Origin of the sequence: Dermacoccus sp. UBA1591 (assembly GCF_002322065.1) — a bacterium.
Classification (GTDB): domain Bacteria; phylum Actinomycetota; class Actinomycetes; order Actinomycetales; family Dermatophilaceae; genus Dermacoccus; species Dermacoccus nishinomiyaensis.
The window spans coordinates 2,875-3,705 of sequence record NZ_DCNR01000069.1; the positions used below are offsets into that span (position 1 = coordinate 2,875).

Consider the following 831-nt stretch of genomic DNA (forward strand, 5'->3'; position numbering starts at 1 on the left):
CCGTCGTACATGGCGTAGACGATGCGACGGTGCACGGGCTTGAGGCCGTCACGCACGTCCGGCAGGGCACGCGAGACGATGACGCTCATCGCGTACTCGATGTAGCTGCGCTGCATCTCGGCGTTGAGGTCGATCGGGTCGACGCGGTGCGCAACCGGAGCGGCGACGGCGGCCTGCGCCTCCGGCCTGTTCGGCACCTTCATCGTCGGCGGCTCGGGGCGCGTGGGGTCGATGCCGGCCGCGGCTGCTGCGGCGTCGCTGGCGGGAGCGTCGGCTTCGCCCTGGGGGACCTCGGGGAGATCGTCCGGCAGGTCGGACGCGTCGTCGCCCGGCAGGTTCGTGTCGTCAGACATGTGTCATTCCTTCGATGAAGGGTTGTCGAGTTGTCGCGATGTTTCACGTGAAACGGAGCGGCTCGTCGCTCACGTTTCACGTGAAACGCAGATCAGATGTCGAGGAACCTGACGTCCTTCGCGTTGCGCTGGATGAAGCTGCGTCGCGATTCGACGTCCTCACCCATGAGCACGGCGAAGATCTCGTCGGCGGCCGCGGCGTCCTCGAGCGTGACCTGGAGCAACGTGCGCGACTCCGGGTCCATCGTGGTCTCCCACAATTCCTGGTAATTCATCTCGCCGAGACCCTTGTAGCGCTGGACGCCGTTCTCCTTCGGCAGGCGCCAGCCCTTCGACTGGCCTGCGTCGATCATCGCGTCGCGCTCGCGGTCGGTGAAGGCGAACTCGTGCTCGTGGTTGCTCCACTTGATGCGGTACAGCGGCGGCTGGGCGAGGTAGACGTATCCGGCCTCGATGAGCGGGCGCATGAAGCGGAACA

Annotated in this window: 1 protein-coding gene and 1 pseudogene; both read right to left on the bottom strand. The window is 66.1% G+C overall.

Features of this window, described 5'->3' with window-relative positions:
* A partial coding sequence (locus tag B2284_RS07175; protein WP_286697330.1) for a DNA gyrase subunit A occupies positions 1–353 on the bottom strand: 353 nt, incomplete at its 3' end.
* A gap of 92 nt (positions 354–445) precedes the next feature.
* A pseudogene (locus B2284_RS07180) lies at positions 446–831 on the bottom strand (DNA topoisomerase IV subunit B); the annotation flags it as partial.